Source organism: Novosphingobium sp. (genome assembly GCF_027489515.1).
Classification (GTDB): Bacteria; Pseudomonadota; Alphaproteobacteria; order Sphingomonadales; family Sphingomonadaceae; genus Novosphingobium.
This window is the reverse complement of sequence record NZ_JAIXZS010000078.1, coordinates 26,152-32,151: the sequence shown is the minus strand read 5'-3', so window position 1 is coordinate 32,151 and position 6,000 is coordinate 26,152. Positions and strand designations below refer to the sequence as shown.

The window sequence follows — 6,000 nt, the reverse complement described above, 5'->3', positions numbered from 1 at the left end:
AGAGCGAGGTCCAGCGTGAAACGATCCACGGCTTCGGGGCCGAGGACAAGCGCCGCGCAGAGCCTTCGATTGATGACGATCAGGAGCCGGAACGATGACGGTTCACGCCACTGTCCGGAAGCCGCCACCGGCATCCTGTGTTGCCTTCGGCCTGCGACTACGCACGCTACGAGCGGCGCTTTCCAAGACGCAGGGCGAGTTCGCCTCGGATCTCGGAATCGCGGTGAAGACGGTCAAGAATTATGAAGGCGGTCACAGGGATCCGCCTGCCAGTCTCGTCGCGCGTGTCTGCATCAAATTCGCCGTCGATCCAGCCTGGCTTCTGCTGGGCGATGCCGCTCGTCCGATGTTCCAGTCAACGCCTCGGGAAGGGGCCTGAGATGCTCTCGGTCGCATCAGTGGGTTCTGCCGGAGGCGCAGCCAACTATTTCGCCAAGGATGACTATTATGTTGGCGATGGCCCGGCTGAGCTCAGCGAGTGGGGCGGGAAGGGTGCCGAGGCTCTCGGGCTGAAGGGACAGGTCTCAAAGGACGACTTCGAGAAGCTGCTCGATGGCAAGCTTCCCGACGGCAGCATCGTCAATGCCAATGCCAACCGCCGTGCCGGAATTGATCTGACTTTCTCGATGCCGAAGTCGGCCAGTCTGATGATCCAGTTGGGCGGCGACAAGCGTGTGCTGGAGGCGCAGGCCAGTGCGGTCAAATCCGTCATGGCCTATCTGGAAAAGCACTTCGCAGAAGCGCGGGACTATTCCCGGAATGGCAATGGCGAGCCGGTCAGGACCGGCAACCTCGTCTACGCGCTCTTCCAGCACGACACGAGCCGCAAACTCGACCCGCAGAACCACACCCATGCCGTGATAGCGGCAATGACGCAGGACAAGGCGGGCAAGTGGAAGGCGCTCTGGAATGGTGAGATCTGGAAGAACAATTCGGTCCTGGGCTCGATCTACAACGCGGCCCTGCGCAGCAACCTCGAGAAGCTCGGATACCAGACAGAGATCACCGGCAAGCACGGACAGTTCGAGATCAAGGGCGTGCCGCGCGATGTCATCGATGCGTTCAGCCAAAGACGCCAGGACATTCTGGCAACCGCGCAGAGGTTGGGTCGCAGCCCGTCCGAAAGCGAAGCGATGCGCGAGATCACCAAGCGGACCCGCGATCCCAAGCTGAATCCTGACGACAAGCAGGCGCTCAAGGCTGAGTGGGTCCGGCGGGCCGAAGGGCTGGGCTTTGACGCCAAGGCGCTGGCCGCAGAGGCGCGGGCGCGCTCCGAGCTATCGGCCGAAGCCAAGCTCGGCAGCGCCGAGCGCGTGCGTGAGGCGATCAAGGACATTCGCGATACGGCCCGCATCTATACGCGTCCGGCTGACGAACTCACGACCAACGGTCTGGCGCGGACCCTGCTGACCCCGACGCAGCTGCGCACCGAGATGGCGACAGCATCTGCCATCCGCATGATCGGCGAGCGTGAAACCTCGTGGACGCGCGCTGAGCTGGTCAAGAGCGCGCTCGACCTTGGTCTCCGGGGAGTGACTGCCGAAGGCGTTGAGGAGCGCATGCAGCGGCTGCTGGAGGGCGGCCAGGTGCTTGCTGGCAAGAGCACCCGGATCGATGGGGTGCCTGACCGTTTTACGACGCCGGAACACCGGCTGATCGAGCGTTCGACACTCGACAACGTGGCACGCGGGCAGGGGGCCAGTCCGGGCATGATTCCGTTGGCAGAGGCCCCGTCGCGCCTGCGAGAGGCTGCCGGCGAACGGGATCTCAATGCCGAGCAGATTGCAGCGGGCACCCTCGCGCTTGGCAGTGATAACCGCACGGTGGTGATCCAGGGGGTCGCAGGTGCCGGCAAGACGACCCTTATTTCCGCGATAGCCAGCGTCGCCCACCAAGAGGGCAGGGAGGTCATCGGCCTTGCCTTTGCCAACAAGATGGTGAGCGACCTCAGGAACGAAACCCAGCTTCGCGGCCGCGACGGAGAATTGCTGCAAGCGGGGATCGCAGCGCAGACGGTCTCCTCCTTCATCAACCAGCACTTGCGCGGCGCGCTCCACGGGTCGGGGCCGACGTTCGAGGCGTCACGCAAGCTGGTTGAAGGCAAGGTCCTCCTTCTTGATGAAGCTTCGCTCGTTGCCAACAAGCCGATGAACGACCTTCTGACCATCGCCAACCGGCTTGGCGCCGAGAAGGTCATTATGGTGGGTGACAAGGCGCAGCTCCTCTCGATCGAGGCGGGTAAGGCGTTTGCGCTCATCCAGGCCGACAATCCGGCCATGGCCCGGCTCGAAACCTCCTTGCGCCAACGTACCCCCCATATGCAGGAAGCCGCCGGCCTTGCGAGGGCTGGCCAGTTCAGGGAGAGCTTTGCCTCGCTCGGCGAGCGCGTGATCGAAGCGGGCCAGGATCACCTTCGGGTCACGGCGCAAACCTGGCTGGCGCTGGGGCCAGAGGATCGGTCGCGTACTGCAATCTACTCGGCGGGCCGCGATGCGCGCGGGGCGCTCAACCGGATGGTGCAGGAAGGTCTGAAGGCCGAAGGCGTGCTGAAGGGCGAGGGCATGCAGCTGGCGACGCTGCTACCTGCCCACGCCACACGCGAAGAGCTGCGCTACGCCAGCACCTACGACAAGGGCCAGGTTCTTGAGGTCATGCGTACCAACGCTCCGGGGGGGCTGGCGCGCGGGCGCTATGACGTTGAAGGCACCGATGGTCGGGAGAGGGTGGTGCTGCGCGATGCACAGGGCAAGCTGAAGCGCTTTGACCCTTCCGCCATCGACCCGGCTGACAAGCGCGATGCCCTGCGACTTTCAGAGAAGCATCGGGAGACGATCTACGAGGGTGACAAGGTCCGCTGGAACGAAAAGGACACCGCTCGCGGCCTGATGAAGTCCGAGGAAGCTCGTGTTCTGGCGATCCGGGACGGGGTCGTGACGGTCGAGAACCGCCAGGGCGACACTATCGAGCTCAAGCAGAACGACCGGATGCTCGAGCGCATGGGTCTCGCCTATGCGCTGAACATGCATCAAGCGCAGGGCGATACCCGCGACATGGCGATCGGCGAGATGCACTCGGCCGCCCGCAACCTTTCCAACCAGCGCCTTGCACTTGTGATGATGACCCGCGTGCGTGATGACATCACGATCGTCACCAACGACAAGGACCGTCTGCTCAGTCAGATCGAGGGCAACCCCGGCGACAAGACCAGCGCGCTTGAGACCCTTGGCGAGAAGCAGGTCGATGAAGGCAAGGGGAAGGGCACTTCCGCTGAATTCAGCCCGAAGATCCCCGAACACTTGCGCAGCGGTGGCGACAGCCTCTCGCCGCTTCCCAACGTGGCCAGGGACAGTCTGCGGTCAGTGCCGCAGATCGACCTGCCCGAACGCAGCATCGAACGCAGCCGATAGGAGAAGAGCCATGCTACCACGTGACCCAGCGATGTCCGGTGCGGAACCAGGTTCCGGCAGTGAGCCAATGGTCCTCACGCGTCATCCGATAACGGAGGGGTTCACGACGGCAACAGGGGTTGGTGCTGAAGGCGCCGCAGAGCCGGTTGCGGGCCAGCCTGGCCCTTTCCCGGGACCGGAATGGGTTGCGCTCGGTTTGGTCATTCTGGCCTCAGTTGTTGCCGGATCGCTGGCGGCCTTCTGCGCAACCGCCTTCCGGAGAATGGCTCAGCTGCACCTCTTACGGCTCAGGACTCGCCATTCGGCGATTGCCCGATCCGCCGATGCCCGGAGGCAATCGGCATGATCCTGCGCATCCAATCTTCCAGACCGTCAATCACCACTTCAAGGAGAGCATGAAATGGCATTCGATTACGAAGATGCAGGCACCTTCGGTAGCGAGCGCGAGGCAAAGGACTGGGCGCAGCGCAACAAGATTGATCTGCGCGATCTCCATATCCGCAATGCCGGCGGTCAGCGGGTCGAGGTGGGTATTCGCAAGAGCGCCTACGACCAGCGCGAAAACTACGACAACCAGCACGGCCAAAGGCGCGACGGTTTCTTGCGGTGATGAAGTCCACCGCAGCGTGCCTGATTTGGACCACTGGCTTGTTGCACGACGCGAACGGAGCTCCGAATTTCGGCCTGATGGAGTTGTGGCGTATTGGAAGCCGCTGGTTCCGCGGCTTCCAATATCTTCTTATGCAGCCAAAGAAGATTGCACGTTGCCAGGAAAAAGCAGGAGAGCGAAGGCATTTGCAATCTGCCGGGCGCTTGGTTCAGACAAGCCAGTCACATCCCCCACCAAGGCCCCGCCATCGAAAAAGCTTTTAGGCTCAAGGCCAGAAGCGATCAGTTGATAGGTTCGGAACAGAACCCTTGCCATTTCCCCGTCGGCAGACTGCCTGATCATCTGGTCATAATCAGAATCCAAGCTGATATGGTCCCAATGGACCGAGAAGTGTTTTCTTGCCTTTGCCACGTGCAGGAACGGTATCTTGCGGCGTTGGCACTCATAGAACCAAGCATCGCGAGCGGCTGAATCTCGCTTTTCGATCATTTTCCAAGCGGGGTTAGGCCATGGGATCCCTTTGAACAGGAAACGCAAAAATTCGGATGACGCTCTGTCGTAACCCAGATTGACTGAGCGCTCTTCAAATGCGTCGAAATCCACCTCGTAAATCGTCACATCGGGCAGATGATTGGAAGTGGCCAGGTAAGCCGCATTGGATCGAAATCCAATGAGAGCGGCAATCGCTTCAGAAGCATGCGCAGAGCGCATTTCAAAATCACCCATGAGAGTGGCTTTGAGAAGACGAATATTCTCTGATGTCGGCAGTAGGATAGCCATACGAACTCCAGGGGGTCGTATCGGTCGCCATTTAATCGATCTGACCACTGGATTCGCGGGCAGTTTGAAGGATTGATCAAAACCTATTTAGCTTGGCGACAGGCAAGGGGGTCAAACCGGCTACAATGCTGATCGCATATCGCACGACTGTCAACCAATGCTCTGCGTTTTGCCCGGTCATGACTGCAGCGCACGCCGCCTGCGCGCGTCCCGCACACTATGACCGTTGGCGCACATCCAACTCAATATCGAATTCGCCAGGTTCCGCGTCTGCCGCTATGCAGGGAGTCAAAGTCGCATAAGCCTCGAAAATGATGGCCACCTCAGGCCCCTCACTTGCTAGCCATACGCCGATGACTGCCTCGCGGACGAGCGCATTTGAGTTTTCAAAAACGTTCCTGAAATAACTCGTGGCGGCATCTTCCGGGGATGCGCATCCGAAAACGACTGATGGGTTTTCGCCCATTCGTTCGTCATACATATCCGCGAAATAGTCTTGGTGGGTGCCAACGATTGCGAGATTTCGTTTTCCCATTCGAGTCCCCGTTCATTCCGCGTGATGCATCCAAAGCAGTTCGCGCGGGGCGAGCCAATTACAATGATTTGTCGTGATCAGCTACCCCAACTCGGGCAGCTCGGACCAAGAGTCTTCCGGTTTCAAGCCTATGTTCAAATCACTGCACGGGCCATTTGCTTAGCAGACCTTGGAACCGGGGTTGCTTGTGGCTATCGGAAGTGGCCTCCGCGTATGCGTTCGACCGACAAGGCAGGGTTTGGCGCTGGTATTTGAGGGGAAGGCTCGCAGAATGAGTTTACTGACGCTGGCCGCAAGTGCCGCGTTCATCTGCACGCCGGTTGCGGTTTGGGATGGAGACGGTCCGATCTGGTGCGCGGAAGGGCCTAGGATCCGACTGGGGAGCATTGCCGCGCGCGAACTGGACGGAACTTGCCGGGCAGGCCACCCTTGTCCACGTTCCTCGGGGGTCGAGGCCCGCGATGCTCTGGTAGCTCTTCTGGGCGGTGCCAAGGGGAATCTTTCTTCTGGCCACGTCAAGGTTTTTGCACAGCCAATGCGCTGCCGGGCTTCGCATCAAAGTTACGGACGGGTTGTGGCGTCTTGCAGGTTGAGCGACGGCCGCGATCTGGGCACTGCAATGTTACGAACCGGCACCGTTGTGCGTTGGCGCTGAGCCAAGGTCCGTT

The 6,000-nt window shown here is 60.7% G+C and carries 5 protein-coding genes; 3 read left to right on the top strand and 2 right to left on the bottom strand.

The features are described 5' to 3' along the window. Positions 1-94 precede the first annotated feature (94 nt). The 3 genes from Q0082_RS13930 (at position 95) to Q0082_RS13920 (ending at position 4,017) form a co-directional block, all read left to right on the top strand. Positions 95-379, top strand: coding sequence for a helix-turn-helix transcriptional regulator (locus Q0082_RS13930; protein ID WP_298193666.1), 285 nt, complete (start codon positions 95-97; stop codon positions 377-379). A gap of 1 nt (position 380) precedes the next feature. Further along, positions 381-3,407 carry a MobF family relaxase gene (mobF, locus tag Q0082_RS13925; RefSeq protein ID WP_298193663.1) on the top strand — a complete coding sequence of 1,009 codons (3,027 nt, stop codon included), beginning with the start codon at positions 381-383 and terminating at the stop codon, positions 3,405-3,407. Positions 3,408-3,807: 400 nt separating this feature from the next. Continuing rightward, positions 3,808-4,017 carry a hypothetical protein gene (locus Q0082_RS13920; protein WP_298193661.1) on the top strand — a complete coding sequence of 70 codons (210 nt, stop codon included), beginning with the start codon at positions 3,808-3,810 and terminating at the stop codon, positions 4,015-4,017. Positions 4,018-4,146: 129 nt separating this feature from the next. Here Q0082_RS13920 and Q0082_RS13915 read toward each other — a convergent pair whose 3' ends face one another. Beyond that, on the bottom strand, positions 4,147-4,743 hold the full coding sequence (locus tag Q0082_RS13915) for a hypothetical protein (RefSeq protein ID WP_298193660.1): 597 nt from the start codon (positions 4,741-4,743) through the stop codon (positions 4,147-4,149). Positions 4,744-5,014: 271 nt separating this feature from the next. Next, a complete protein-coding gene (locus Q0082_RS13910) occupies positions 5,015-5,278 on the bottom strand; it encodes a hypothetical protein (protein WP_298193658.1) in 264 nt (87 codons plus the stop codon). Positions 5,279-6,000: the final 722 nt, after the last annotated feature.